This window comes from Kitasatospora sp. P5_F3 (genome assembly GCF_054049135.1).
This window is the reverse complement of the sequence record NZ_JBFUMY010000015.1, coordinates 66,194-91,710: the sequence shown is the minus strand read 5'-3', so window position 1 is coordinate 91,710 and position 25,517 is coordinate 66,194. Positions and strand designations below refer to the sequence as shown.

Here is a 25,517-nt window from a genome sequence, read left to right as displayed (position 1 = left end):
AGGGGCGCTGCGGTGTGAGGGTGGGTCAGCCGCGTGCGGCGGGCTTGGGCAGCAGCTGCACCGAGACCGCCACGACGACGGACAGCGCGGCCAGCACCTCGCAGCCCAGCACGAACGCGTGGGTGAACGAGGAGGGCTGGACGGTGGCGCCGAGCGCGTTGTAGAAGAGGTTGCCGATGATCGCGACGCCCAGGGCGGTGCCGACCTGGACGGCGGTCGACATCACACCGGAGGCCGCGGCGGCGAACTGCGGGGGGATGCCGGCCAGCACGGTGGCGGACAGCGGAGCCATCACCATGCCCATCCCGAAGCCGGCCACCAGCAGCGCCGGGGTGATCCAGCCGATCGCCCCGTCGGTGCCGAGCTGGTCGGCGGTGAGCTCCAGGACGACCAGTCCGACGGCCAGCACGACCGAGCCGACCGCGAGGGCCTGCCGACCGAGCTTGGCGCCGATCTGCTTGGCGAGCATCGAGGCCAGGAAGAAACCGGTGCCGAGCGGGACGAAGATCAGACCGGACTGGAGCGCGGACAGGCCGTGGCCCTGCTGCAGGTAGAGCGCGAAGACCAGGAAGAAGGTCGACATCACCGCGTAGAACAGCATGGTGGTGATCAGACCGACCGAGAAGGCGCGCTGCCCGAACAGCGCCATGTTGATCAGCGGCGCGCCGTCCTTGGCGCCCAGCCGACGCTGGTGGACCGCGAACACGGCGAGCAGCACGACGGAGCCGGCCAGGCACTCCCAGGTCCAGGCGGGCCAGCCCTCCTCACGGCCCTTGATCAGCGGCAGGATGACGCCGACCAGACCCAGCGTCACCAGGGCGGTGCCGACCAGGTCGAGCTTCGAGCTGCCGGTGCCCTTGGACTCCGGGACGTGGCGCCGGGTGAGCAGCAGGACGACGGCCCCGATCGGTACGTTGATCAGGAAGATCGCCCGCCAGCCGAGGCCGAACAGGTCGGCCTTGATCAGCACGCCGCCGATCAGCTGCCCGAACACGCCGGCGAAGCCCATCGCGATGCCGTACGCGTTGAAGGCCTTGAGGCGGTTCGCGCCGGTGTACGCGATGCTCAGGATGGCCAGTACCTGAGGCATCATCAGGCCGGCCGAGACGCCCTGGGCGACCCGTCCGACGATCAGCTCACCGGCGTTCGGCGCGACGCCGCAGCCTGCGGAGGCCACGGTGAACAGGGCCAGGCCGATGGCGAACATCCGCCGCCGGCCGTAGATGTCGCCGAGCCGGCCGGCCGTGATCAGCACGGCCGCGACGGCGAGGCTGATGCCGGCCACGACGAACTGGATCGCCCCCGTGCCGGCGTGCAGGTCCTCCTGGATGGACGGGATCGCGACGTTCACGATGAACATGTCCAACGTGATCATAAAGGTGGGCGCCAGTACCACCGGCAGTGTCGCCCAGTTGGGGCGGTCTTCGGCCGGGGCCGCAGCCGGCCCCGCCTTTGTGCTCAGGTCCGCTGTGTCGGTCATCGGTGCGAACTCCTTGTCTCACGTCGGAGGTTGTTCGAATACGGTCTGTGATCGCCTGGATACAGCACTGTTCTCGCGATCGTCCCGGACCGCGCTGGAGCGCCGCTCGAGAGGCCCTGGAGTGTCAGTGCCCGGCCACGGCCGCCCGACGCAGGTGGCGGATCAGGTCGGAGGTGACGGCGAGGGCGTGTTCGGCGTGGTCGATGTAGAAGTGGTCGCCGACGAACTCGCTGTTGCCGAGGTAGTCGGGAGAGCGCTTGTCCCAGGAGGCCATCGCGCCCGGGTCCATCAACGGGTCGGACTTGCCGCTGTACGCCACGATCGGGCAGTTGGTGGCCGCGCCGTCGTCCACGTAGGTGGAGACCACGGCCAGGTCGGCCCGGAGGGCCGGGACGATCATGCTCAGCAGGTCCTGGTTGCCGTAGACCTCCTCGGGGAACGAGCCGAGCGTCCGCATCCACCTCACCAACTCGGGCTCCGGCATCAGGCTCTGCTCGTACGTCACCTGCGAGAACCCCTCCGGCGCCCAGCCCGAGGCGCCGAGCAGGACCGGCGCGGGCTGCCCGTCCCGAGCCATCAGCAGCGAGACCCGGTAGGCGAGTTGGGCACCAAGGCAGTGCCCGAAGAAGGCGTAGGGCCGGTCGTCGAGGTCGTCCGCGATCGCCTCGTAGGCCGCCTCCACCAGCGGCTCGATCTCGGTGAACGCCGTCTCACCCAACCGCTTCTCGCGGCCCGGCAGTTGGACGATCTGGTGGGCGATGTCGGACGGCAGGTACTCGTGCCAGTTGCGGTAGATCGTGCCGCCGCTGCCCGCGTGCGGGAAGAGGAACAGCCTGATCGTGGCGTCGGGGCGGATCTCGGCGGGCTGCAGCCACTGGCCGGTGGCGGTCGGGGTCGTCATGCTCTCTCCTGGGGTGAGGCGGTGGTGGTCAGCCGACGCTGGCGCGGACGGCCGGCAGGACGTGCTCGGCGAGCTCCTTGAACTGCCGGGCGGCGTCCAGCGAGCCGATCCGCAGCACCACATGGCGGGCGCCCGCCCGGACGTACCCGGTGAGCCACTCGGCGCACTCCTCGGCGGAGCCGTAGCCGTACGCCTGGATGCCGGTCATCACGTCCAGCGGGCGGCCGTAGTAGCCGCGGACGTACTCGTCCAGACCGGCGGCGGCGCGGGCCCGGTCGGGGTCGACGTTCAGGGTGGCGTACAGGCCGGGAACGACCGCGTCCGCAGGCCGGTCGTGCTCGGCCAGCAGCTCGCCGATCCGCCGCCAGGCCCGGTCGTACGCCTCGGTGGTGGGCAGGAACGGCAGCCAGCCGTCGTAGCGCGAGGCGACCCGCTCCAGCACCCTCGGGGTGTCGCTGCCCGCCAGCCAGACCCGCGGTCCTGCCGCGGTGGCGGCGGGCGGCAGCCGGTGCAGCAGATCCGCCGTCAGGTGCTTGCCCCGGAAGCTGCCGGCGGCCGGATCCCCGCCGCTGCCCCAGGCCTGCTTCCACAGTCGGACGGTCTCGTCCAGCCGCCCGGCCCGGCCCGCGAACGGGACGCCGACCGCGTCGAACTCGGCCTCGCTCTCCGGCATCGGAAAGCCCGCGCCGACCCCCAACTCCAGCCGGGAACCGGCCGCGTGGTGCAGGCTGGCCACCATGTTCGCGCCGACCAGCGGGTGCCGCAGGGCGGCGGTGAGCGCGCCGGTGCCCACCGAGATCCGGGAGGTGGCCCCCGCCACGGCGGCCAGCACGATCAGCGGGTCGAGCCGGGGGCGGGCGGTGAGCGAGTCACCCGTCCACACCGAGTCGAAACCCGCCGCCTCGGCCTCCCGGGCCAGCTCCAGCAGCGGCCCGACGGCGTAGTCGCCCGTCATCGCCATCTCCCGGGTGGGCAGCAGCAGCCCGAAGCGCAGCGGACGGTTCGTGGTGCTCATTGCGGACTCCTCGTACTCGACGGTGGGTCAGACCTGCGCGGGGACGGTGGCCCGGTCGGCCAGATGGCGCTCCCGCAGCACCCGGCGCAGGATCTTCCCGGTGGGGTTGCGCGGGATGCTGTCGACGAACTCCCAGCGGCTGGGGGCCTTGTAGTCGGCGAGCCGGCCGGAGAGGAAGCGCAGCAGCTCGCGCGGCCCGGCCTGCTGTCCAGGGCGCAGCACCACGCAGGCCAGCACGGCGTCGCCCCACAGCTCGTCGGGCACCCCGAGGGCCGCCACCTCGGCCACCGCCGGGTGCTCGCCGAGCGCCTTCTCGATCTCGGCGGGATAGATGTTCTGCCCGGCCGCGATGATCGTGTCGTTGATCCGGTCGCAGAGGAACAGGTAGCCGTCCTCGGTCAGGTAGCCCGCGTCCCCCAGGTGCAGCCAGAGCCCGACCAGCGTCTCGGCGGTCGCCTCGGGCAGCTGGTGGTAGCTCAGCATCCTGGCCGGGGTGAACACGCAGACCTGGCCGATCTCGCCGGGCGGCAGCGTGCGTCCCTCGGCGTCGACGATCTTCAACTGGTGTCCGGGGCAGGCCTTTCCGGCCGAACCGAGCACCGGGCTGCCGGGGTAGTGGTCCTCCGGCGGCAGGCAGACCGCGACCGTCCCGGTCTCGGTGCTGGCGTAGATCTGCGCGAACTCGCAACCCAGCATGGCCAGGCAGCGCTTCAGCAGGGACTCCGAGATCGGCGCCGCACCGTAGGCCACCTTGCGCAGCGATCCGAACGTCGCCGGGGTGACCCCGGGCTCCTCGATCATCATCTGCAGCATGGCCGGCGCGGCGAAGGTGGTGGTCACCCGGTGCGTCTCGATCAGCCGGACGGCCTCCTCACTGACGAACATCCGCATCACCACGTTGGTGCCGCCCGCCGCGAAGCCGTGCATGAACCAGCCCATACCGGCGATGCTGAAGCCAGGCAGGGAGATCAGGTTGACGTCCTCCGGCAGCCAGTCGATCCAGTCCTGGCCGCTGCGCCGCATCGCCTCCGGCAGGGTGAAGAAGCTCCGGTGCGCGAGCACCACACCCTTCGGCGCGCCCGTGGTGCCGCTGGTGTAGATCTGCAGGACCGCGTCATGGGAGCCGGTGCCCGGATCCATGTCGGTGTCCGGCTGGTCGGCGTGCCAGGTCCGCTGGCCGCCACCGATCGGGCCGGGAGCGGCCAGCGGCACCACCGTCCACAACGAGGGCAGCTCCGCCCGGATCCGGTCCACCAGCGGCCGGAACGCCTCCTCCACGAAGAGGAGTTCGGCGCCGGAGTCGCGCAGGATGTGCTCCGCCTCGCCGGAGGTCAGCCGCCAGTTGACCGGCACCAGCACCGCGCCTGCCTTGGCGCAGGCGAGCGCGATCTCGTAGTAGTGCTCGGACTCCTTGCCGAGGTAGGCGACCCGGGAGCCCCGGTGCAGACCGGCGGCCAGCAGGGCGTGCGCGGTGCGGTTGCTCTCCTGGTGCAGCTCCGCGTACGTGGTCACCCGGCCCTCGCAGATCACCGCCGGGTGTCCGGGGCGCTGCCGGGCGTGCCGGGCGGAGACGGTGACGAGGGTCTGAACTGTGCTTTCGGTCATGGCCGTTGCGGACCTTTCACGCTGAGATGCCGGTGAGCCCGAGTTGGGCGTTGACATGGGCGGCGAGCAGGGTGGCCGTCGGGTAGTCGAAGGCCATCGACGGCGGGAGCGGGACGCGGAGGGCCGCCTCCAGCGCGTTCTTCAGGTCGATCGCCACCAGCGAGTCCAGGCCGACCTGGGCGAACTCGGTGTTCGGGCCCACGTCGTCCGGGTCCTCGATGTGCAGCACCTCGGCGACCCGGAACCGGATGAAGTCGGTGATCTCGGCGATCCGCTCCGGCTCCTGGAGGGTGCGCAGCTGCGCCACGTCGATCGTCCGCGAGCCGCCCTGCTCCGCCCGTACCAGGGCGCTGTACAGCGCGTTCACCACCGGCTTGGCAGCGGAGAAGCGGTCCCAGTCGCACTCCCCGGCCACCAGCTGCGCGGGGCCGTCGGCGCGGGCAAGCAGCGACACCAGGGTGTCCAGCGCCCGGGTGGGGGTGAAGAAGGTGATGCCCTCCCGCTCCAGCGCCTTGACGTGCTGGGCGCTCAGCTTGGCCGACATGCCGACCTCCGACCACGGACCCCAGTTGACGCCCAGCGCGGGCAGGCCCTGGCCGGCCCGCCAGTGCACCAGCTGGTCCACGAACGCGTTGGCGGCGGCGTAGTTGGACTGCGAGGCACCGCCGACCACCGCGGCGGCCGACGAGTACGCGACGAAGAAGTCCAGCTCGGGGAAGTCCGCGGCGGCCTCGTGCAGCAGCCAGCTCCCGTACACCTTGGCGCCGAACAGCCCGTCGATGCTCTCCCAGGTCTGGGCCGAGACCGGCGCGTCGGCCAGTGCACCGGCCGCATGCACGATGCCGCCGAGCGGCTGCGCCGCCTGCTTGAGCGCTGCCAGCACCCGGCGGGCATCCTCGGTGTTGCCGATATCGCCCTGAAGTACCGTCAGTTCGGCTTCGCCGCCGAGCTGTTCGTGTATCACGGCGGTCTCGGCCTCGGTCAGCGGGCGCCGGCCGAGCAGGGCCAGGTGCCGGGCGCCCTCCTTCACCAGCCGCTGGGCGGTCACCAGGCCCAGTGCGCCGAGGCCGCCGGTGACCAGGTAGGTGCGGTCCGGGCGGATCGGCGCGCCCTCGGCCGGCCGGGCGTCCTGCTCGGCGGGCAGCAGCCGCCGGACCCGGCGTACGCCGTCGCGGTACGCGACCTGGAAGTCCCCGGTGTCCTGGGCGAGCCACTCGGCTGCCAGCGCCTGCTCCCCGGCCGCTCCGGCGGGCAGGTCGACCAGGGTCACCCGCAGCATTGGGCGCTCGTTCAGCAGGACATGGCCGAAACCCCACAGGGTGGCCGCAGCGAGCCGGCTGCCGTCGCCCGCCGGGTCGCCGGGCAGCACCTGGGCCTGCCGGGTGGCCAGCCAGAGACGCAGTCCGACGGCTGTCCCGTCCTGCTCCAACTCATCGAGCAGGGTGAGGAGTTCGCGGTAGTTCCGCTCGCACTCGGCGCGCAGCCGGTCCACTCCGGCCGGGCCCTCGCCGGGTTGCCAGAGCCAGGCCAGGTCGGTCGCGCCTTCGGTGCGCAGCAGCTTGACGGCCTGCTCGGGCGTGGAGACCAGGGACACCCGCAGATCGGGCCCGGCGGGCTCGGCGAAGGCGGCCGGGTCGGCGCCCAGCACCACCACGTGCCGGGAGGTCGGCGCTTCCGGTGCGGCGGCCTGCTCGACCCAGGTGGGCACGTGCAGGAAGGGCCGCTCGCCGGTCTCCTCCTCGGTGCCGGGGCCGCTGCCGTTCGGCAGCCAGTAGCGCTTGCGGTCGAAGGCGTACAGCGGAAGCCCGATCCGCCGGCGGGGCCGGTCCCGGTGGAAGCCCTGCCAGGAGACGGGCTGCCCGGCGGTGTACATCTGGGCCAGCGAGCGCAGGATGGTGAGCCCGTCCTGCTCCTTCGGGTGCAGGCTGCTCAGCCAGCGGTGCTCGTCGGCCGCCACGCACTTGCGCGCCAGCGTGGTCAGCGCGGTGGACGGGCCGATCTCGACGAAGACGTGCTTGCCGCGCCGCTCGACCGCCCGCATGCCGGCCTCGAAGGCCACCGGCTCGCCGATGTGCCGGACCCAGTACTCCGGGTCGGCCAGCTGGGCCGGCCGGGCCACCTTGCCGGTGAGGTTGGAGATCAGCGTCAACTGCGGCTGCTGGAAGCGGATTCCGGCCAGCACGGCGCGGAACTCGTCGAACACCTCCGCCATCAGCGGGGAGTGGAAGGCGTGCGAGACCTGGAGCTGTTTCACTGCGAGGCCGCGCTCCTGAAGGATCGCCGTCACCTCCGCGAGCGAGTCGCTGCCACCCGAAATCACGCACTGATCCGGTGAGTTGACGGCCGCCAGGGCCAGGTCGGCGTACCCATCGAGGAGCGGGGTCACCTCGGCGGCGGCGGTCGGCACGGCGGCCATCCCGCCGGGGGCGGAGACCGACTGCATCAGCCGGGAGCGGGCGGCCACCAGGGTCACCGCGTCCTCCAGGCTGAACAGCCCGGCCACCGTCGCCGCGACCACCTCGCCGATGCTGTGCCCGATCAGGGTGCTGGGCCGGGCACCCCAGTCCATCCACAGCTGGGCCAGCGCGTACTCCAGGGTGAACAGCGCGGGCTGGGTGAACCGGGTCTGGTGCACGGCCTCCTGGTCCTCGCCGACGCCGAGCACCAGATCCCGGACGGACCGTCCGAGCAGCGGGGCGAACAGTCGGTCGCACTCGTCCACATGACGGCGGAACACCGGGTAGCGGTCGTACAGCGGCCGGCCCATGCCGGGGTACTGCGAGCCCTGGCCGGTGAACAGGAACGCGGTCTTGCGGGCCTCCGGGGCCTCGACGGCCCGGCGGTCCAGCTGGGCCAGCCCCTTGCTGAGCAGGCCGTCCAGGTCCTCCCGGCCGCCGACCACGCCGGCGATCCGCAGCGGGAAGTGCGAGCGGCCGACGTTGGAGGTGTGGCACAGGTCGGCCAGGTCGATGCCCGGGGTCCGCTCCAGGTGCTCCTGGTAGCGCTCGATCAGCGTGCGCAGCGACCGCCGGTTCTTGGCGGACAGGGTGAAGACCTGGCGGGCGTCGGGCCCCTCGGCGGCGGTCTCGGCGGCGGCGTAGTCGGGCGCCTGCTCCAGCACGACGGCGGCGATGGTGCCGCCGAACCCGAAGCTGTTGACCACGGCACGCTTGGTCTCGGCGGGCCACGGCCGGTTCTCGGTGGGCACCGTCACCGGGTACCGGTCCCAGGGGATCCGGCCGGACGGCGTACGGAAGTTGAGGTGCGGGTAGATCACCGACTCGCGCATCTGCAGCAGCGTCTTGATCACGCCCACCAGACCGGCCACCGGCTCCATGTGGCCGAGGTTGGTCTTCACCGAACCGACGGTCAGCGGCGCGGACTTGGTGTGCGACTTGGCGAACACGTCGCTGATCGCACCCATCTCGATCGGGTCGCCCAGCGGGGTGCCGGTGCCGTGCGCCTCGACGTACTGGATGTCCTCCGGGCGCAGCGCGGCGCGGTGGATCGCGGCCCGCATCACCGCCTCCTGGGCCGGCCCGTTGGGCACGGTCAGGCCCGCGCTGTCGCCGTCCTGGCCGACGGCGGAGCCGCGGATCAGCCCGAGCACGGTGTCGCCGTCCCGCTTGGCGTCCGACAGGCGCTTGAGCACCACCACCGCGCAGCCCTCGGCGCGGACGTAGCCGTCCGCCGACTCGTCGAAGGTCTTGCACTGGGCGTCCGGGGCGAGCATGTTGGCGTTGGAGAAGATCACCGGGATCCGCGGGTGGTGCAGCGCGTTCACCGCGCCCGCCAGCGCGATGTCGCACTCCCGGTGGCGCAGCCCCTGGACCGCCGCGTGCACGGCGGTCAGCGAGGAGGCGCAGGCGGCGTCCAGGCTCACGCACGGGCCGCGCCAGCCGAGGAAGTAGGAGAGTCGGCCGGAGAGCGGGAAGAAGGTGATGCCCGAGGCCAGGTGGCCGTCCAGCTGCTCGTACGGGAGCGATTCGAGCTCCAGCGCGTAGTCGATCGAACTGGCCCCGATGTAGACGCCGCCGTTGCCCCGGCGCAGCGGCGCCGGGTCGATGTTGGAGTTCTCCAGGGCCTCCCAGGTGGTCTCCAGCAGCAGCCGCTGCTGGGGGTCCATGTACTGGGCTTCCTTGGGGGAGATGTTGAAGAACCCGGCGTCGAAGAGGTCGACCCGGTCCAGGAAGCCGCCGCCGGCGGCCCGGATCCGACCCTGGGCCGGCTCGCCGTCCGCGCCCGCCGTGCCCGGTGTTTCGGTGAACCGCTCCAGATCGAAGCGGTCCGCCGGGAAGGGGCCGATGCCCGACCGGCCGTCGCGCAGGAAGTCGGCGAACTCGTCGGGGCTGTTGCTGCCGCCGGGGAAGCGCAGCCCGACACCGACCACGGCGATGGGTTCGTACTTCTCCAGCATCAGGTCCTTGAGGAGCTCCTGCTGCTTGCGCACGGTTTCGAGGGCGCTGCGGAGCTGATCCCCTGCGGGTGCGGCGGTGTCGGGCATGGGTTCCCTTCCATACGGCGGCGGGAGAAGTCCGCCGGTGCTCAGGACTGGTAGAGGTCCTTGAGGATTTCGTCGAGCAGTGCGTGGTCCTGCGCGACCGGGACGTCGTCCGCCGGCGCATCGGTGCCGCCGCCGGGCAGCAGACCCGACAGGTGGGCCACCAGCGCCTCGATGGTCGGCTCGTTGAACATCGTGTTGGCGCTGATCGCGAGCCCGAGCCGCTGCTCCAGCCGCCGCTTGATCTCGGTCAGCCGCAGTGAGGTCAGCCCGAGGTCGAAGTAGCTGCGGTCCAGCGGGAGTTCCTCGTCCGGCTCCAACAGCATCGTGACCCGGAACTCGGCGGCCACCAACTCCCGCAGGGCGTCGGCTCGTTCCGGCGCCGACAGCGAGATCAGCTGCTCGGCGGCAGCGGTTGTGGTCATCGGACCGACCTCCGGGCCGGCTGGTACGGGCTCTGGTTCCTCACAGCGATCGCCTCCGTCTGCTTCGTGGACCCGCGCAGGTCGGGCACCATGCGAACACCCGCGCCTGACCCGGCCCTGACCCGAGGCTGACCGGCGTCGGGTCACCACCACGGGGGCACGGCTCCGTACCTGCTGACGGCCGCTCCAGCGGGGGTCGAGTGCAGCTCCACCCGCCTGCGTCAAGGTGGTGTGCGTCGCTGCCCATCGGGTGGTGCCGGTGCTGAGCTTCGAAGACCGTAGGGAGTTTTGAACATGAGTGATCTCAACGACGTGGTGACCCGTTACCTGGCCATCTGGAACGAGGCCGACGCGGGCAAGCGTGCCGCTGCCATCGCCGACCTGTTCGCCGAGGGTGCCACCTACACGGACCCGCTGGCCGACGTCGAGGGCCACGAGGGCGTCGCCGCGGTGATCAGCGGCGCGCGCGAGCAGTTCCAGGGTTTCGTCTTCAACCAGTACGGTGACATCGACGCGCACCACAACATCGCGCGCTTCCAGTGGGAGCTCGTCCCGGCGGCCGGCGGCGAGAACATCGTCATCGGCTTCGACGTCGCCGCCCTGGACGGCGCCGGCAAGATCAAGAGCATCCACGGCTTCCTGGACAAGGTCCCGGCAGGGCTCTGAGCCCCGCCCACCTGTCTCTGCGGTCCTCGTCACGGGCCGAGAACGAAGGAAGGCCCCCACCGTGAGGTGGGGGCCTTCCGACCGTCTGTGCGCCGCCAGGGACTCGAACCCCGGACCCGCTGATTAAGAGTCAGCTGCTCTAACCAACTGAGCTAGCGGCGCCTGTCTGACGTCGAAGACTGTACGCGACATCAGCAGGATCTCCGAAATCGTGACCACCCGGTCACGGTCAGCTCGGGGCTTCGGCGCCCTTGCGGGCGTAGAACCACCAGCAGACCACCAGGCAGACGGCGTAGAAGCCGACGAAGACCCAGAGCGAGCTGGTGACCGGGAAGAGCGCGAACATCGCCGGGATGAAGAAGAAGCCGAAGGCGGCGATCGAGGCCGAGAAGCCGGTGACCGCGCCGGCCTCCATCTCGGCCTGGTGACGGGCCTCCTCCTGGGCGACGGGGTCGGGGCCCGCGGCGGCGCGGTGTTGGTTGAGGAAGATCACCGGGATCTGCCGGAAGGTCGAGCCGTTGCCGATGCCGGAGAAGAAGAAGGCGCACAGGAAGCCGCCGTAGAAGACCCAGAAGTTGCCCTGGTCGCCGCCGGCCGGGAGGGCGTTGATCACCACGACGACCGAGGCGCCCATCCCGACGAACGAGATGATGGTGCACCAGGCGCCGCCGGTCTTGTCGGCGATCCAGCCGCCGAGCCAGCGGGTCAGGGCGCCGATGAACGGGCCGACCCAGGCGTACTTGGTGGCGGAGTAGGCCGAGTCGATCGGGGTGAAGGTGGTGTTGATCAGGTTCGGCAGGGCGGAGGCGAAGCCGATGAAGGAGCCGAAGGTGCCGACGTAGAGCACCGTCATCAGCCAGGTGTGCTTGCGCCCGAAGATGATCTTCTGCTTGCTGAACGGCGCGGCGGCGACCTTGAGGTCGTTCATCAGGAACCAGGCGGCCAGCGCCATGACGACCAGCAGCGGCACCCAGAGGAAGGCGCCGTTCTGCAGCCAGACCTCGGTGCCGTCCTTCTGCTTCTGAGGTCCGCCGGCCGGCGGACCGAGGATGCCCGCCGTGATCACGATCGGCGCGACCAGCTGCACCACGCTGACGCCCAGGTTGCCCAGGCCGCCGTTGATGCCGTTGGCGTTGCCCTTCCTGGCCTTGGGATAGAAGAAGCCGATGTTCACCATCGAGGAGGCGAAGTTGGCGCCGCCGACGCCGCAGAGTGCGGCGATCACCACCATCACCCCGTACGGGGTCGAGGTGTCCTGCACCGCGAAGCCGAGCCAGAGCAGCGGCCCGATCAGGATGACGGTGGAGAAGGCCGTCCACTTCCGTTCGCCGACCACCGGGCCGACGAAGGTGTAGACCAGGCGGAAGATCCCGCCGGTCAGGCCGGGGATGGCGGTCAGCCAGAACTTCTGCGAGTCGCTGAAGGTGAAGCCCACCTTGCTCAGCTGAACCACCGTCACCGACCAGACCTGCCAGACCACGAAGGCCAGCAGCAGGGCGGGCACCGAGACCCAGAGGTTGCGGTCGGCGACCTTCTTGCCGGTGGCGGACCAGAACGACGGGTCCTCCGGCTCCCACCGGGAGATCGTCGCGCCGGGGCGGTAGCTGTCCTTGCGGTGCCCCGGGGCCTGGGCCGGTGTGCCGCACCCGGGGGTCGGCGTAGCCGCTGGTGGCCCGGATCTGCGGATAGCGTTCCGGCACCGGCCGGTTGAGCCGGGGTTCGTCGCTGCCGGGGTGGTAGCCCTCCGGGAAGTGATCAGGGAAGTTGTCGGGCACGGTCATGACGCCCCCTCGGCGGAGCAGCCGGCCCGTTCGGCACGGAGTGCCGTCCCCCCGCGCGGCGGACTGCTCCGGCCGGGACGACGTACGCCCCGGCCGGTGACCCTCCCCGGGCCCGGTCAGGCGGTCTGGTGGTGCCGTCTGGCCACCTGTGCGTCGTGCCGGTGGCCCAGCCGGCCCATCAGGGCGAACAGGGTGGTGGCCCAGACCAGGCTGAACACCGCCATGGCGATCGCGTTGTCGGTCTGCACGGCGACCAGGACCAGGCCGATCGACAGGGACAGCAGCAGCGCGATGGTCATCGGCCGGACCTGCTCCAGCAGGTGCCAGGCGCCGCGCGGCCCGCCGACCTTACGGGGCTTGGCGTACCGCTCCGGACCGAACTCCGCTTCGGCTTCCATTTCGGGTTCCATCGCCATCCCACTCACCTCCGGGAAAGGCCGGGCGGCGGGTGACCGACCGGCTGGATACCTCCAGCCTGCGCCGATCACCCGCCGCCTGCGCGCCCGAGCAGGAGCGCGGCCACCCCGCAGGTGGGTTCTGGATCGTCGTACGAGCAGACGGTGACCCACTCGCCGGCCGTGCTGCGGACCTGGACCTGCTCGGTGCGGACTTTCGGCCCGTGCGCCGGTGGCCTCGGGCCGGTCCGGACGCATCCGGGGCACCAGCGGCTGGTCGGCGAGCTGAGCGGACATGGCCCAGGCGTTACGCGCTGGGCCGGCTCCAGCCGGCCCGGCCCTGGTCTCAGCCGGAGATGCTCGGCGCGCCGGTCTCGATGTGCCCGGTGAACCGCTGCGACCAGCTCGGGTCGGAGCTGACCGTGACCGTGAAGTCGTACCAACCGTTCTGGTAGGCCACGGCGTTGAAGTAGTCGCTGGTGTTGCCACCGGGCTGCACGGTGTACGTCCAGGGGCCGTCCGCCCGGTAGTTGTTCGGGGTGACGGTGAAGGTCACCGCGGCGGTGCCCGCGTTGGCCAGCCGGAACCAGAGTGCGGTCTTGCCGGTGTCCGGCGCGTTGGCGTACGAGGCGGTCACGGTGACCGTCTTGCCGGCCTTGGTGGCGTCGCCCTTGAAGCGGCGCAGGAAGCGGTTCGGGCCGGTCACGCTCAGGTCGTACGGGCCGTTGCCGAAGTTGGTGCCGCAGTTGAAGAAGTCGCTGCTGCTGCCACCCGGGTCGATGGTGTACTGCCACGGACCGCCACTGCGATAGGCGTTCGCGTAGGCCGCGAAGTGGGCCGAACTGGTCGCCACCGCACCCTCGTTGGCCATCTTGATCCAGACCTTCATCACGCCGCCCGAGCCGAACTCCAGGTGGTCCAGGTTGGCGTTCGGCTGGTACGGCAGCGCGCGGGCCGGGCGGGTGCCGGCCTCCTGCAGCGGCAGGGCGTTGTTGGTCGGCGCGGGGTTGGGCAGCGGGCCGCAGGTGGACTGGCCGATCACGAAGGAGGTGTCCGGCAGTGCGGGCATCCCGTACACCGGCTGGGCGAAGTCGAAGGCGCCGGTCAGGTCGCCGGTGACCTTGCGCCGCCAGGCGCTGATGTTCGGACAGGTGGCGGGCTTGCCCAGGGCGGCCGTCCAGGTCTCCAGGAAGCGCAGCACCGAGGTGTGGTCGAAGACCTCGGAGCTCACCCAACCGCCGCGGCTCCAGGGCGAGATGGCCACCATCGGGACCCGGAAGCCGAGGCCGATCGGCTGGCCGTTGTAGAACTCCCCGGCGGTGCCGGTCACCGGCACCGGCGGCGGGACGTGGTCGAAGAAGCCGTCGTTCTCGTCGTAGTTCAGGAACATCACGGTGGAGTTGAAGACCGCCGGGTCGGCGTTCAGCGCGTCCATCACCAGGTGCACGAAGTGCGCGCCGTCGTTCGGCGGCGCGTACGGGTGCTCGGAGGAGGCTTCGTCGGCGACGATCCAGGAGACCTGCGGCAGCGTGCCGTTCAGCACGTCGGCGCGGATCGCGGCGGCGATGTCCTCCGGGGTCTTCCCAGTGACCCTGGGCACCGAGCCCATGCCCTTGACCTTGAGCGGGCTGCCGGCCGGGGCGTCGGTGAACTGCTTGAAGTAGGCCAGGGCGTTGTCGCCGTAGTTGTCGGCGGCGTTCTGGTAGAGCTTCCAGCTCACCCCGGCGTTCTCCAGCGCCTCGGCGTAGGTCTGCCAGCGCAGGCCGGACTCGTCACCGCCGTTGTAGGCCGGCCCGCCCGCCTTGCCGTCCGGGTCGATCTGGCCGCTCCAGTGGAAGGTCCGGTTCGGTCCGGTGGCGCTCAGGGTGGAGCTGAAGTACGCGTCGCAGACCGTCCAGTTGTCGGCCAGCGCGTAGTGGAACGGGATGTCCTTGCGGTTCAGGTAGCCGAGCGCCCGGACACTGGCCTTGGCGGCCACCCAGTTGTCCATCTTGCCGGTGTTCCAGGCGCTGTGCTGGTCGTTCCAGGAGTGCGCCAGGTCGCCGTTGCACTGGGCCAGCCGCTCCGGGGTCTGGCCGCCGGCCGGGTTGGTGGCGCTGAACGACCACGGGTACTGGCGGCCGGTGCCGTTCGGCTGGTTGAAGACGCTGTGCCCGCCGGGTATCTGGATCGCGGCCCGGTCGGCGAAGCCCCGGACGCCCTTGAGCATGCCGAAGTAGTGGTCGAAGCTGCGGTTCTCCTGCATCAGCACGACGATGTGCTTCGCGTCGGTGATCGTCCCGGTCGCGTCCAGACCGAGCGTGACCGCCTCGGCCGTACCTCCGGCCACGGTGGCCGAACCCGCCACCGCCGCTCCGGCCGCCGCGCTCGCCGACAGTGCCATGAACTTCCTACGACTCAGCTCGGACATCCCGCCTGCCCGTCCCTTCGGTAGCGATGTTGTGCACACACGTTGTGTCCACGACACCGTTCAGGCGGCATCTTTGTGCAGGTCTCGGCGTTGGTCCAGGACTTTGCATCAAGGCTTGTTGGATTGTTCAACGCGGGTTCGCGGAACGAAGGCCGGATGAACGGCCGGGGATCAGTCCCGGACGGTGATCCCCAGCGCCTGGGCGAACTGCGGCGCCAGCTCGAAGAGTTGGGAGCTGCCCAGCAGTGCACCGCGCAGTCCGTCCGGTCCGTCCGGCAGGCCGAGCCGGAGTGCGCCGCGCAGGTCGACCTTGCGGAGCGTGGCCCCCGCCAGCCGGACCTCCTCCAGGGTGGAGCCGGGGAAGGAGACGTCGGTGAGCTTGGCGCCGCCGAGGTCCACGTCGCGGAGCAGGCAGTCCTCGAACACCACGTCGCGCAGGGTCGCGCCGCGCAGGTTGACCGCCTCCAGCTTGCACTGGCGGAACACCACCCGGCGCACCGCCGAGCCGTACGCGGTCAGCCCGGCCAGCACGGTGGAGACGAAGCCGGCGTCCTGCCACTCGCTCTCCACGCAGTCCACCGCGATCCAGCGGCTGCCCTGCACCCAGACGTCGTTGAACCGGGCCTGCCGCAACCGCATCCCGGTCAGCTCGACGCCGGTGAAGGCACACTCCAGGAAGCTCGCGCCGCCGGCCTGCCCCTCGTACGGGCCGCCGTCGAAGTGCACGGTGTCATACCGCTCGTCGGTCCGGAGCGGCCCGGTGTGCGGGGTGAGCAGGTGCGCGTACGGCAGGTCGGCGAGCTGGTCGGGGACGGCGGGCATGCGGGGCTCCAGGAGGTAGGGGGCCCGGCCAGTCTCACATCCGGGGCTGACGGGAGTGCAGCGCGACGCCCACGGCCACCGTCGCCGCGCAGAGCAGCCCGGCCGCCAGGACGCCCGACTCGCCGAGCAGCGTGCAGGCCAGTACGGCCACCGAGGCGACCGGGAGCAGCAACAGCTGGGCCGGGCCGCGCTTGGAGTGCCGGGCGTGCAGCAGCCAGACGGTGAACAGGTAGAGCGCGGTCGGCACGGTGACGGCGGCGGTGGCCGCCGCCGCGCCGATGTGCGCCTCGCCGGTCGCGTACTCGATCGCGACCTCGAGACCGGCGCCGATCGCGGCGGCCGAGCCGAGCACCAGGTAGTGGCCGTAACCCCAGAGGAAGGACCGCCGGTTGGAGGTGAGGATGTGGTGCACCGGCCGGGCGAAGTAGATCCACCAGGCGGCGAAGCAGATCAGGATGCCGCCGGCCGCGAGCGGGATCAACTCGGTCAGCGCCTCGTGCTCGTCGAGCGCGGCCTGCATCGCCAGGGTGGCGGCGGAGACCGTCTCACCGAGCACGATCAGGGTGAACAGGCCGTACCGTTCGGCGATGTGCTCCGGGTGCCAGCTGCTCTGGGTGTGCAGCTCGGCCAGCGCGGGCACCGAGAGCTCGGCCACGATGCCGAGCGGCAGCACCCAGGGCAGGGCGCTCTCCGGCACCAGCAGCACCAGACCCCAGCCGAGTTGGCAGAGGGTGATGCCGGCCGCGTAGCGCAGCGCCATGGTGCGTGCGCCGCCGCTCTCGCAGGCGGCCGCGCGCAGCCACTGGGTGACCATGGCCAGGCGCATCACCACGTAGCCGACCACCGAGAGCGTGAGGTCCTGGTCGGCGAAGATCCGGGGCACCCCGGCGGCCAGGATCAGCACCCCGGTGATCTGCACCAGCGTGGTCAGCCGGTACGGCACGTCGTCCACGTCGTACGCGGAGGCGAACCAGCTGAAGTTCATCCAGGCCCACCAGATCGCGAAGAACGCGAACGCGTAGCTGTAGAGCCCGTGACCGAGGTGACCCGCCGCCAGATCGTGGGCCAGCTGGGACCCGGCCTGGGCGACCGCGACCACGAAGCAGAGGTCGAAGAACAGCTCCAGGGGCGTGGCGGCCCGATGGACCTCACCCTTGCTCCGGGGTGCCATCCGGCGGAACGGCGGCGGTTCGGTCGGGACGGCCTCGCTGCTGGTCATACCCCGATCCTGGCAGTCCGTCACCTGTGGCGCACGTACCACTGCGGCACGCCGTACATCCGACTGACGCCGTTCTGTCCTGCCGTCAGCGAGAGTTGACGACGCAGTGCGCGAACCGGGTGACAGGGGCCGGGTCCCCGGGCGTGCCCCGCCGGTGCTGTTCGGCGTGTCCGGTTTCGACCGGATAGATTCCTCGGCAGTGCAAGGACGACGCGGGCGGTCTGCGAGCAACGCGGAAGGTCAAGGCCGGTGGCGGTACACGGGGGCGGGTCAGCCGCTTGCCCGTGCCGCCGGTCTCGTGATCACCGCGCTGCTCGTCAGTGCCGTCTGGCGTCCGTCACTCCGTTCCGTTCAGGACGTCACTTCTCCCAGCCGACCTTGGTGATGTCGGTACTTGCCAGGCTGCCCGCACCGAAGTTGGCCAGGCCCTTGCGGACCGCCAGGATGCTCGGCCGCTGGTACAGCTCGTAGGTGTGGCCGAGCTCCCAGATCTGCGCGTCGGCCTTGTTGTAGAGCTTGGCCGCCTCGGCCGGGTCGAGGGTGGCGGTAGCGGTGCGCAGCAGCTCGTCGATCTCCGGAGTGGCCAGCCTGGAGTAGTTGCCGAACACGTTGTCGCCCTGCGGGGCACGGAAGTTGGGCACAGCCGCGGAGAGCGGGAAGGAGTCGGTGTTGCGCCAGCTGGCCAGGTCGAACTTGCCCTGGTTGACGTACTTGGCGAAGTACTCCTTGCTCGGCACCTTGTCGACGGTGAGCTTGACGCCCACCTGCTGGAGCATGTTCTGCACAGCGGTGGCCATGTCGATCTGGGCCTGGGCGGAGCCGTCGCTGAGCACGTAGTGCAGCTCCAGCGGCTGCCCGTCCTTGGTGCGTGGCTGGCCGGCCGTTGCTTCCTTCCAACCCGCCTTGTCCAGCAGCTCCTTGGCGCCCGGGACGTTGAACTTGGCCCAGTCGCCGGAGTTGTCCTGGTAGCCGCTCTGGTTGGTCATGAAGAGGTGGTTGCCGAGCGGCTTGAACTCCACCGGCACGCCCTGGTTGACGATCTTGATCAGCGCGGCCCGGTCCAGCGCCAGACCGAGCGCCTGCCGGAGCGACTTGTCGGCCAGCGGCCCGTTGCCACCGAAGGAGATGTGCACCTCGTCCCACGGCGTGCCGGTCCTGATCACGCCGTCCTTGGCGTCCTTGAGCTGGCCGTACGCGGTGGCGGTGCCCGCCGAGGCGTAGTCCACCTCGTTGTTCAGGAAGGCCTGGGTGATCGCCGGGCTGGCCAGCGCCCGATAGGTGATCTTGTCCAGCTTGGGCTTCGGACCCCACCATTCCGGGTTGGGCACCAGGGTGATGGTCTGCGCGGTCTTGTCGATGGTGCCGACCTTGAACGGCCCGCCCCAGACCGGCACCTTCTCGATCCAGCCCTCGTTGAACGCCTCCGGGGTGGCGATGCCGGCCGCCGGGATCAGCGGGTTGAACAGGTTCTGCCAGTCCGCGTACGGCTTGTCGAAGGTGACCTTGACCTCCTGGGCGTCGGCGCCCTGCTCGACCGAGGAGATCTGCTCGTAGCCGGAGGAGTCGGCGATGTTGTACGCCGGGTTCTTGCCGTTGGTGGACTCCCAGACCGCCTTGAAGTCCTGCGCGCCGATCTGCTTGCCGTCCGACCACTTGGCCTTCGGGTTGATCTTGTAGGTGACCACCTGCGGCGACTTGGAGGTGACCTCGGCCGAGGTCAGGTACTCCGGCACCGGCTGGAAGACGCCCTTGGCATCGGTGCGGAACAGCTTGGCCTGGGTGTAGTACATGATCTCGACCGCGTCGCCGTACCGGCCGTCCACCTGGTACGGGTTCCACTGGGTGATCCACTGCTGGAGCGGTGGGCGGAACTCGCCGCCGTCCTTGATTCTGTCCAGCGGTTGCGGGTTGTTGTCCTCGGCGTCCTGGGTCGGCACCACGTTCTTGGCCACGTCACCGGAGCCCGAGCCTGTTGAGCTGCACCCGGTGACGGCCAGCGCCAGCGCGATGGCGAGGACAGCGGCGCGGCGCAGGCCGCGGGCGGTGGTGAAGGTGTCCATCAGGGGTTCCCCCGGGGAGAGTTGGTGGCCGCCAGGTGTGGCGACGCTTGATCATGGGCAGCCAAGTCGGTGTCCGGCCGAGCAGAACGTAACAGCGGATCAGTTCACGTACCAGGGGGTCGTGTTCACACCTGATCGAATCGAAACGGGCCGCAACACTGCGGCAATGCGCCGTCAGCAACCCACTGAAACACTCTGACCTGCTGCTTCACCGAACGGGTTGAGCGGTGTATGTCAGAACTCTGGACGGCCGACCGGCCATGCCGTAGAACTGCTGCGCGCGAAGCTGCGTCAAATACCCCTACAGCGAAGGCAATTCGTCATGTCGACCAGGTATACGAACCTCCCGACCGGGGGCGCGGGGTGATCCGGTACCTGGCCAAACGTCTCGGCTACTACGTGATCCTGCTGATCGTCGCGGTCTTCCTGGCGTACGCCCTCTCCAGCACCGCGCTCGGGCCCCGGAGCTACTTCGAGGCCAAGCAGCCCCGGCCCTCCGCGGCCTCGGTGGACCGGCAGCTGACCGCGCTGAACATCAACGACCGCACCCCCGTGGTCGAACGGTTCGGCACCTGGGCCGAGGGCCTGGTGCTGCACGGTGACCTCGGCCGGACCATCCACGACACCTCGGTGAACGAGGACTTCGGCCGCCGGGTCTGGGTCTCGCTCCGGCTGCTGCTGGTCGGCAGCCTGCTCGGCATGGTGCTCGGGGTGGCGGTCGGCGCCTGGGGCGCGGTGCGGCAGTACCGCTTCTCAGACCGGGCCACCACGCTGGCCTCCTTCGTGCTGCTCTCCACCCCGGTCTTCCTGCTCGCGCTGCTGCTGAAGAACGGCGCGATCGCCGCCAAGGACGCGGCCGGCCACGAGGTGATCCCGTTCACCGGCTACGAGACCCCGGGGCTGACCGGCGGGATCGGGGCCCACCTCGGCGACTGGGGGCTCCATCTGCTGCTGCCCACCCTGTCGTTGGCGCTCGGCGGGATCGCGGTCTACAGCCGCTACCAGCGCGCCACCATGCTCGACGTGCTCGGCTCCGACTACCTGCGGACCGCCGAGGCCAAGGGCCTGACCAGGAACCGGGCGCTGATCAAGCACGGGCTGCGGACGGCAGTGATCCCGATGGCCACCATGTTCGCGTACAGCTTCCTGGGCATCTTCACCGGCGCGGCCTTCACCGAGACCATCTTCGGCTGGCACGGCATGGGGGAGTGGTTCATCCAGGCGATCAACGAGCAGGACATCAACTCGGTGGTCGCGGTCAACCTGTTCGCCGCGGTGGTGGTGCTGGCGTCCGGCTTCCTGGCCGACCTGCTGACCGCCGCCCTCGATCCCCGGGTCAGGTCCTGATGACTGCCGTGCTGCCGCTGCCCACCGCCGAACTGCCCGTCGCCGCCGGACGGTTGCGCCTGGTCACCGGGCGGCTGCTGGCCGCCAAGGGGGTGCTGATCGGCGCCGTGACCGTGCTGCTGCTCTTCCTGTTGGCCTTCGTCGGCCCGTTCCTGACGCCCTGGGACTACGCCACGCCGGACTATCTGGCGCTGCGCCAACCACCCTCCGGCACCCACTGGTTCGGCACCAACGGGCTGGGGCAGGACGTCTTCGCACAGACCGTCCGAGGGCTGCAGAAGTCGCTGGTGATCGGGCTGCTGGTGGCGCTGTTCTCGACCGTGCTGGCCGGGCTGGTCGGCGCCTGCGCCGGGTACTTCGGCGGCTGGACGGACCGCGGCCTGACCTTCCTGGTCGACCTGCTGCTGGTCTTCCCGAGCTTCCTGATCATCACCATCATCTCGCCCCGGCTCAAGGGCTCGGGCTGGATCGCCTTCGTGGTGCTGCTGGCCGCCTTCAACTGGATGATCACCGCCCGGGTGGTCCGCTCGATGACCCGCTCGCTGCGCGAGCGTGAATTCGTCCGCGCCGCACGGTTCATGGGCGTCCACCCGCTGCGGATCATCCTGCGGCACATCCTCCCCAACGTCGCCTCCTTCCTGATCACCGACGCCACCGTCGCGGTCGGCGGCGCCGTGATGAGCGAGGCCGCCCTCTCCTACTTCGGCTTCGGCGTCCGTGCCCCCGACGTCTCGCTCGGCACCCTGCTCGCCGCCGGGACGAACGAGGCGCCGGTCTTCCCCTGGCTGTTCTACTTCGCGGCCGGGCTGCTGGTGCTGTTCGTGCTCGCCGTCAACCTGATCGGGGACGGCCTGCGGGACGCCCTCGACCCCACCTCCGGGAGCCGGCCGTGAGCCCCGCCCTGCTCGAAGTCACCGACCTGGCCGTGGACTTCGGCTCCCAGCCGGCCGTCCGGGGAGTCGACCTGGCGCTCCGGCGCGGCGAGACCCTGGGCATCGTCGGCGAGTCCGGCTCCGGGAAGTCGGTCACCGCACTGGCCGTGCTCGGGCTGTTGCCCGGTACCGCGCAGGTCCGGGGCTCGGTGAAGCTGGAGGGCCGGGAACTGGTCGGCCTGCCGGGCCGGGAGCTGGCCGGGCTGCGCGGACGCAAGGTCGCGATGGTCTTCCAGGACCCGCTCTCCGCCTTCACCCCCGTCTACCGGATCGGCGACCAGATCGTCGAGGCGATCCGGATCCACCAGAAGCTGGACAAGGCGGCCGCCCGCAAGCGTGCGGCCGAACTGCTCGATCTGGTCGGCATCCCGGATCCTTCCCGGGCGCTCGACGCCTTCCCGCACGAGTTCTCCGGCGGGATGCGGCAGCGCGCGATGATCGCGATGGCGATCGCCAACGACCCCGACATCCTGCTCGCCGACGAGCCCACCACCGCGCTCGACGTCACCATCCAGGCCCAGGTGCTGGACGTGCTGCGCACCGCGCAGCGGGAGACCGGCGCCGCGCTGGTGCTGGTCAGCCACGACCTCGGGGTGATCGCCGGGATGGCCGACCGGGTCGCGGTGATGTACGCGGGCCGGGTGGTGGAGACCGCCCCGGTGGACGAACTCTTCGCCCACCCCCGGCACCCGTACACCCTCGGCCTGATCGGCGCCGTCCCCCGGCTGGACGCCGAGGGCGGCCCGCTGGTGCCGATCCCCGGTCAGCCGCCCGCGCTCGGCTCGGTCGGGCCCGGCTGCCCGTTCGCCGACCGCTGCCCGCTGGTGCAGGACCGCTGCCGGACCGCCGAGCCCGAACTGACGGGCACCGGTGACCACTTGGCCGCCTGCGTCCGGGCCGACGAACTGGCCGAGCGCCGCCCCCGGCCGGAGGAGGTCTACCCGGTACCGCCGCTGCCCGCCGCCGACCTGACGCCCCGTGCGGAGCGGGAGCCGGTGCTCCGGGTGACCGGGCTGACCAAGACGTTCCCCGTCCTGAAGGGCACCGTCTTCAAGCGCCGGGTCGGCTCGGTGTACGCCGTCGACGGGGTCGAGCTGGACATCCGCCGGGGCGAGACGCTCGGCCTGGTGGGGGAGTCGGGCTCCGGCAAGTCGACGACCCTGTTCGAGCTGCTGAACCTCGGGAAGCCGGAGGGCGGGCAGGTCGAACTGCTCGGCCAGGACACCGCCAAGCTGGACCGGGCGGGAGCGCACCGGCTGCGCGGCGAGGTGCAGATCGTCTTCCAGGACCCGATGGCCAGCCTCGACCCCCGGCTGCCGATCGGCGACGTGATCGCCGAACCGTTGCTCGCCCAGGGCGCAGCCCGGGAGCTGATCAACCGTCGGGTCCCCGAACTGCTCCGGCAGGTCGGCCTCGACCCCGCGTACGCCGCGCGCTACCCGCACCAGTTCTCGGGTGGGCAGCGGCAGCGGATCTCGATCGCCCGGGCGCTGGCGGTGCAGCCACGGCTGCTGGTGCTGGACGAACCGGTCTCCGCGCTCGACGTCTCGGTACAGGCAGGCGTGCTCAACCTGCTGCAACAGCTCAAGGCCGAACTGGGCCTGGCCTACCTCTTCGTCTCGCACGACCTCTCGGTGATCCGCCACCTCTGCGACCGGATCAGCGTGATGTACCTCGGCCGCACAGTCGAAGCCGGCGCGGCGGCCGAGGTCTTCGCCCGCCCCCGGCACCCGTACACCCAGGCCCTGCTCTCCGCGGTGCCCCTCCCTGACCCGGCAGCCGAACGGGCCCGCACCCGGGTGCTGCTCCCGGGCGACCCGCCCTCGCCGACCGAACGTCGTACGGGCTGCGCCTTCCGCACCCGTTGCCCGCTGTACGCCACCCTCGACCCGGCGCGGCAGACGCGATGTGACGGGGAGTCGCCTGCCCTGGTGGACGGGGTCGCCTGCCACCACGCCTAGGGCCTGAGGCGTGGCACCACCGGTTCAGCGCGGCCGCAGCCCGTCGAAGACCACCTCGAAGATCCGCTGCCGGGCCGCTGGGTCGGCTCCGAGCTGCTCCATCGCCGTGCTGGTGCCGACCAGCAGGGCGATCAGCTCCGGCAGGCCCAGCTCCGGGCGGACCGCCCCGGCCCGTTGCGCGCCGGTCAGCAGCTCGGCCAGCTGCGCCTGGATCGCCTGGCTGGACTCCTGCAGCGCCGCGTGCGCGTCCACCCCGGCAGCGGCGAGGGCCCGGGCGAACTCGTTCTTGCCCGCGGACTGGTCGATCACCAGGCGGAAGCAGCCGAAGAAGGCCTCGGCGGGGTCGGCCTCGGCAGCCAGCCGTGCGGTCCGGGCGGCGATCGACTCCAGCCTGCCCACCATCACGGCCTCCAGCAGCGCCTCCTTGGTCGGGAAGTGCCGGAACAGCGTGCCGACCCCGACCCCGGCGGCCCGGGCGATCTCCTCGGTCGGCACACCGACGCCGCGGGCGGTGAACACCTCCGTGGCGACGTCCAGCAGCCTGGCCCGGTTGCGGGCCGCGTCCGCCCGCAGCGGGCGTCCCTGAGCGCCGTTCATCCCTCCCACCCTTCTCCGCCGAGGGCGGAGTCACTCTGGACAACCGGAGTCGCCAGTCCGTATCGTCGGTAACCTGAGTCGCTAGTCCGATTCTAGTGACCGATCCGACCGGGGGTTGATCATGTCCGATTCACTGTCACCGCGCGAGGTCTTCCGGAAGCTGCTCGAGGGCATCACCGCGGGGCGGTTCGCGGAGCTGGCCGAGCTCTACGCCGAGGATGCCGTGGTGGAGACCGTCTTCGCGCCGGTCGGGCCCCGCCTGTTCGAGGGGCGGGCCGCACTCGCGGCGCGGTTCGCGGAGGTCTCCGAGGCCTCGCCGATGGAGCTGACCTCGAAGGATGTGGTGATCCGGGAGACCGACGACCCGGAGGTGATCGTCGCCGAATGGAACTACCAGGTACACCACCGGGTGACCGGGCGGAACTTCGAGGCCGCCAACATCCAGGTGCTGCGGGTCCGCGACGGACTGATCGTCAGCAGCCGGGATTTCCACGACCATCTGGCCCTCGCCGTGGCCGGCGGCGCCCTGCCACGGCTGGTGGCGGCACTGGAGGCCGAGTAGCGCTCGGCGGGGCCGCTGGAGAGGCGCCTCAGGCGGCGCGCGGGAACCAGGGGTCGCCGACCAGGCGGGGGCCGTCCGGGGTGTGGAGGGTGAGGGACTGCGGGGAGGTGGAGTACTCGGCGAGGGAGACGGCGCCGTGACGGGTCTCCAGCTCGGCTTCGACCCAGACCGGGAGTTTGCGGAGTTTGCGGCGCAGCAGCAGCGCGTCGCGGCGGCTGAACGGCAGCGGGCTGCGGAGCAGCAGCCGGAGCGGGCTGTCCGGTGCGGTGACCGGGACGCCGGTGGCGAGTTCGCAGCCGACCGCGCCGATCGGGCCCCAGCTCAGGTTGTGGCTGTCGACCACCTCGGCGGCTTCGGGGAGCGCCGCCAGCGCCGGGAGCAGGAGTCGGGAGGCATCCAACTGCGGGAGACGGCAAGGCAGTTGCTCGGGCTTGAGGGTGACCGCGACGGCCGACCGAGGGGCGTAGCCGGTGGCCCGCTGGTCGAGGCGAGGTCCGTGCAGGGAGACCGGGACCCAGGACTCGGGGGCGGCCGACGCGTCCCGGGTGCAGCGGACCCTGTCGGGGGCGAAGCCGGCCAGCACGGGCGCGCGCCGGACGGTCACCCACGGGTTGCCGCGCAGCACCGTACGGGCCCAGCCCGGCAGGGGTTCGCCGCCGGAGACCGTCTGCCGCAGGGAGCTGGGGCAGTGCAGCAGGAGCAGGTCGTGCGCGGTCGGCGTCCGGCCGTCCATCGCGGGCACCGGGCCGACCACCCGCCGGGGGCGGCCGGGGTGTTCGTCCTGCTCGTGGTCCCGGTGGCGCCGGGGTGCTGCGGTGGTCATGGCTACCGTGCTCCT

The 25,517-nt window shown here is 71.0% G+C and carries 19 protein-coding genes, 1 tRNA gene and 1 pseudogene; 5 read left to right on the top strand and 16 right to left on the bottom strand.

The window, feature by feature from the left end:
* Positions 1-25 precede the first annotated feature (25 nt).
* The 6 genes from ACXJMZ_RS13140 to ACXJMZ_RS13115 all read right to left on the bottom strand — a co-directional run bounded on the left by ACXJMZ_RS13140 (position 26) and on the right by ACXJMZ_RS13115 (position 9,927).
* Positions 26-1,375 carry an MFS transporter gene (locus ACXJMZ_RS13140; RefSeq protein ID WP_457030194.1) on the bottom strand — a complete coding sequence of 450 codons (1,350 nt, stop codon included), beginning with the start codon at positions 1,373-1,375 and terminating at the stop codon, positions 26-28.
* A gap of 229 nt (positions 1,376-1,604) precedes the next feature.
* The gene (locus tag ACXJMZ_RS13135) at positions 1,605-2,381 is read right to left on the bottom strand and encodes a thioesterase II family protein (protein WP_457030193.1); all 777 of its coding nucleotides are present in this window, start codon (positions 2,379-2,381) and stop codon (positions 1,605-1,607) included.
* A 28-nt stretch (positions 2,382-2,409) separates the two neighbouring features.
* A complete protein-coding gene (locus tag ACXJMZ_RS13130; protein ID WP_457030192.1) occupies positions 2,410-3,396 on the bottom strand; it encodes an LLM class flavin-dependent oxidoreductase in 987 nt (328 codons plus the stop codon).
* Between the two features lie 27 nt (positions 3,397-3,423).
* A complete protein-coding gene (locus ACXJMZ_RS13125) occupies positions 3,424-5,001 on the bottom strand; it encodes a fatty acid--CoA ligase (protein WP_457030191.1) in 1,578 nt (525 codons plus the stop codon).
* Positions 5,002-5,017: 16 nt separating this feature from the next.
* Positions 5,018-9,505 (bottom strand): type I polyketide synthase, encoded by a 4,488-nt coding sequence (locus ACXJMZ_RS13120; protein ID WP_457030190.1) that lies wholly within the window; start codon positions 9,503-9,505, stop codon positions 5,018-5,020.
* A gap of 41 nt (positions 9,506-9,546) precedes the next feature.
* The gene (locus tag ACXJMZ_RS13115; protein WP_457030189.1) at positions 9,547-9,927 is read right to left on the bottom strand and encodes an acyl carrier protein; all 381 of its coding nucleotides are present in this window, start codon (positions 9,925-9,927) and stop codon (positions 9,547-9,549) included.
* A 294-nt stretch (positions 9,928-10,221) separates the two neighbouring features.
* Between ACXJMZ_RS13115 and ACXJMZ_RS13110 the strand changes: the two genes are divergently transcribed.
* Entirely contained in the window at positions 10,222-10,593 is a 372-nt protein-coding gene (locus ACXJMZ_RS13110; protein WP_457030188.1) for a nuclear transport factor 2 family protein, read from the top strand.
* A gap of 88 nt (positions 10,594-10,681) precedes the next feature.
* On the opposite strand, the gene ACXJMZ_RS13105 is transcribed toward ACXJMZ_RS13110, so the two are convergent.
* The 8 genes and pseudogenes from ACXJMZ_RS13105 to ACXJMZ_RS13070 form a co-directional block, all read right to left on the bottom strand.
* Positions 10,682-10,755 (bottom strand) — tRNA-Lys (locus tag ACXJMZ_RS13105).
* A gap of 67 nt (positions 10,756-10,822) precedes the next feature.
* Positions 10,823-12,097 carry an MFS transporter gene (locus ACXJMZ_RS13100; protein WP_457030187.1) on the bottom strand — a complete coding sequence of 425 codons (1,275 nt, stop codon included), beginning with the start codon at positions 12,095-12,097 and terminating at the stop codon, positions 10,823-10,825.
* Positions 12,098-12,173: 76 nt separating this feature from the next.
* Positions 12,174-12,374 (bottom strand): annotated as a pseudogene (locus ACXJMZ_RS13095) (hypothetical protein); the annotation flags it as partial.
* A 116-nt stretch (positions 12,375-12,490) separates the two neighbouring features.
* A complete protein-coding gene (locus ACXJMZ_RS13090; RefSeq protein ID WP_457030186.1) occupies positions 12,491-12,772 on the bottom strand; it encodes a hypothetical protein in 282 nt (93 codons plus the stop codon).
* Positions 12,773-13,115: 343 nt separating this feature from the next.
* Entirely contained in the window at positions 13,116-15,179 is a 2,064-nt protein-coding gene (locus ACXJMZ_RS13085) for a phosphocholine-specific phospholipase C (protein ID WP_457030185.1), read from the bottom strand.
* Between the two features lie 171 nt (positions 15,180-15,350).
* Entirely contained in the window at positions 15,351-16,001 is a 651-nt protein-coding gene (locus ACXJMZ_RS13080; RefSeq protein WP_457030184.1) for a pentapeptide repeat-containing protein, read from the bottom strand.
* Between the two features lie 34 nt (positions 16,002-16,035).
* Positions 16,036-17,220 carry a low temperature requirement protein A gene (locus ACXJMZ_RS13075; protein WP_457030183.1) on the bottom strand — a complete coding sequence of 395 codons (1,185 nt, stop codon included), beginning with the start codon at positions 17,218-17,220 and terminating at the stop codon, positions 16,036-16,038.
* A gap of 359 nt (positions 17,221-17,579) precedes the next feature.
* Positions 17,580-19,280 carry an ABC transporter family substrate-binding protein gene (locus tag ACXJMZ_RS13070; RefSeq protein WP_457030182.1) on the bottom strand — a complete coding sequence of 567 codons (1,701 nt, stop codon included), beginning with the start codon at positions 19,278-19,280 and terminating at the stop codon, positions 17,580-17,582.
* A 363-nt stretch (positions 19,281-19,643) separates the two neighbouring features.
* Here ACXJMZ_RS13070 and ACXJMZ_RS13065 point away from each other — a divergent pair, with 363 nt between their 5' ends.
* Genes ACXJMZ_RS13065 through ACXJMZ_RS13055 form a run of 3 tightly spaced genes read left to right on the top strand, consistent with a single transcriptional unit; the run spans position 19,644 to position 23,520 of the window.
* Positions 19,644-20,627, top strand: coding sequence for an ABC transporter permease (locus ACXJMZ_RS13065; protein WP_457030181.1), 984 nt, complete (start codon positions 19,644-19,646; stop codon positions 20,625-20,627).
* Positions 20,627-21,520 (top strand): ABC transporter permease, encoded by an 894-nt coding sequence (locus ACXJMZ_RS13060; RefSeq protein WP_457030180.1) that lies wholly within the window; start codon positions 20,627-20,629, stop codon positions 21,518-21,520. Before ACXJMZ_RS13065 ends, ACXJMZ_RS13060 begins: the two co-directional genes overlap by 1 nt.
* Positions 21,517-23,520 (top strand): ABC transporter ATP-binding protein, encoded by a 2,004-nt coding sequence (locus tag ACXJMZ_RS13055; protein ID WP_457030179.1) that lies wholly within the window; start codon positions 21,517-21,519, stop codon positions 23,518-23,520. The genes ACXJMZ_RS13060 and ACXJMZ_RS13055 overlap by 4 nt, the downstream gene beginning before the upstream one ends.
* A gap of 24 nt (positions 23,521-23,544) precedes the next feature.
* Here ACXJMZ_RS13055 and ACXJMZ_RS13050 read toward each other — a convergent pair whose 3' ends face one another.
* The gene (locus tag ACXJMZ_RS13050; protein WP_457030178.1) at positions 23,545-24,117 is read right to left on the bottom strand and encodes a TetR/AcrR family transcriptional regulator; all 573 of its coding nucleotides are present in this window, start codon (positions 24,115-24,117) and stop codon (positions 23,545-23,547) included.
* A gap of 121 nt (positions 24,118-24,238) precedes the next feature.
* On the opposite strand from ACXJMZ_RS13050, the gene ACXJMZ_RS13045 reads away from it, so the two are divergent.
* Positions 24,239-24,679: a nuclear transport factor 2 family protein gene (locus ACXJMZ_RS13045; RefSeq protein ID WP_457030177.1), complete on the top strand. Its 441-nt coding sequence runs from the start codon at positions 24,239-24,241 to the stop codon at positions 24,677-24,679.
* A 28-nt stretch (positions 24,680-24,707) separates the two neighbouring features.
* Here ACXJMZ_RS13045 and ACXJMZ_RS13040 read toward each other — a convergent pair whose 3' ends face one another.
* Positions 24,708-25,502, bottom strand: coding sequence for a phosphoribosyl-dephospho-CoA transferase MdcG domain-containing protein (locus ACXJMZ_RS13040; RefSeq protein ID WP_457030176.1), 795 nt, complete (start codon positions 25,500-25,502; stop codon positions 24,708-24,710).
* Positions 25,503-25,517 lie beyond the last annotated feature (15 nt).

What these genes read in the sequence shown, in the direction of transcription:
- ACXJMZ_RS13125 (WP_457030191.1), bottom strand. Translation starts at nt 5,001, where the DNA reads ATGACCGAAAGCACAGTTCAGACCCTCGTCACCGTCTCCGCCCGGCAC.
- ACXJMZ_RS13135 (WP_457030193.1), bottom strand. Translation starts at nt 2,381, where the DNA reads ATGACGACCCCGACCGCCACCGGCCAGTGGCTGCAGCCCGCCGAGATC.
- ACXJMZ_RS13120 (WP_457030190.1), bottom strand. Translation starts at nt 9,505, where the DNA reads ATGCCCGACACCGCCGCACCCGCAGGGGATCAGCTCCGCAGCGCCCTC.
- ACXJMZ_RS13090 (WP_457030186.1), bottom strand. Translation starts at nt 12,772, where the DNA reads ATGGAAGCCGAAGCGGAGTTCGGTCCGGAGCGGTACGCCAAGCCCCGT.
- ACXJMZ_RS13110 (WP_457030188.1), top strand. Translation starts at nt 10,222, where the DNA reads ATGAGTGATCTCAACGACGTGGTGACCCGTTACCTGGCCATCTGGAAC.
- ACXJMZ_RS13130 (WP_457030192.1), bottom strand. Translation starts at nt 3,396, where the DNA reads ATGAGCACCACGAACCGTCCGCTGCGCTTCGGGCTGCTGCTGCCCACC.
- ACXJMZ_RS13040 (WP_457030176.1), bottom strand. Translation starts at nt 25,502, where the DNA reads ATGACCACCGCAGCACCCCGGCGCCACCGGGACCACGAGCAGGACGAA.
- ACXJMZ_RS13115 (WP_457030189.1), bottom strand. Translation starts at nt 9,927, where the DNA reads ATGACCACAACCGCTGCCGCCGAGCAGCTGATCTCGCTGTCGGCGCCG.
- ACXJMZ_RS13060 (WP_457030180.1), top strand. Translation starts at nt 20,627, where the DNA reads ATGACTGCCGTGCTGCCGCTGCCCACCGCCGAACTGCCCGTCGCCGCC.
- ACXJMZ_RS13085 (WP_457030185.1), bottom strand. Translation starts at nt 15,179, where the DNA reads ATGTCCGAGCTGAGTCGTAGGAAGTTCATGGCACTGTCGGCGAGCGCG.
- ACXJMZ_RS13045 (WP_457030177.1), top strand. Translation starts at nt 24,239, where the DNA reads ATGTCCGATTCACTGTCACCGCGCGAGGTCTTCCGGAAGCTGCTCGAG.
- ACXJMZ_RS13070 (WP_457030182.1), bottom strand. Translation starts at nt 19,280, where the DNA reads ATGGACACCTTCACCACCGCCCGCGGCCTGCGCCGCGCCGCTGTCCTC.
- ACXJMZ_RS13140 (WP_457030194.1), bottom strand. Translation starts at nt 1,375, where the DNA reads ATGATCACGTTGGACATGTTCATCGTGAACGTCGCGATCCCGTCCATC.
- ACXJMZ_RS13080 (WP_457030184.1), bottom strand. Translation starts at nt 16,001, where the DNA reads ATGCCCGCCGTCCCCGACCAGCTCGCCGACCTGCCGTACGCGCACCTG.
- ACXJMZ_RS13050 (WP_457030178.1), bottom strand. Translation starts at nt 24,117, where the DNA reads ATGAACGGCGCTCAGGGACGCCCGCTGCGGGCGGACGCGGCCCGCAAC.
- ACXJMZ_RS13075 (WP_457030183.1), bottom strand. Translation starts at nt 17,220, where the DNA reads ATGACCAGCAGCGAGGCCGTCCCGACCGAACCGCCGCCGTTCCGCCGG.